This window comes from Eubacterium sp. OM08-24 (genome assembly GCF_003438075.1).
Lineage (GTDB): Bacteria > Bacillota > Clostridia > Oscillospirales > Acutalibacteraceae > Ruminococcoides.
In genome coordinates, this window is the sequence record NZ_QSTA01000005.1 from 106,143 (window position 1) to 106,484 (window position 342).

Annotated in this window: 1 protein-coding gene; it reads left to right on the top strand. The window is 40.1% G+C overall.

The genetic code is table 11. The features are described 5' to 3' along the window. Positions 1–342, top strand: a 342-nt coding sequence (locus DXC23_RS09020; protein ID WP_199523063.1) for a transposase, incomplete at both ends; no start/stop codon positions are given.

Sequence of the window (342 nt, forward strand, 5' to 3'; positions counted from 1 at the left end):
TCTGTACTTGCGGTAAAAGGTTTGCCGAAAAGAATAAATTTCTGCCACGCTATCACAGAATGACAAACAGACTCTCGGCGTATATCATCGACAAGCTGAGAGATGCTGTCACTTACACAAGCGTTGCCAGAGAAATGAACCTTTCTGTGAACACAGTTATCAGAGTTTTTGGTGTTGTTGATTACGGTCATAAAAACTTGCCGTCAGCGTTGTCGATCGATGAATTTAAGGGTAATACAGGCGGCGAAAAGTATCAATGTATAATAACTGATCCTGTTAAAAGGGTTGTGCTTGATATACTTCCTGCACGAACAGAAGTATGTCTTACCAAATATTTTGCAA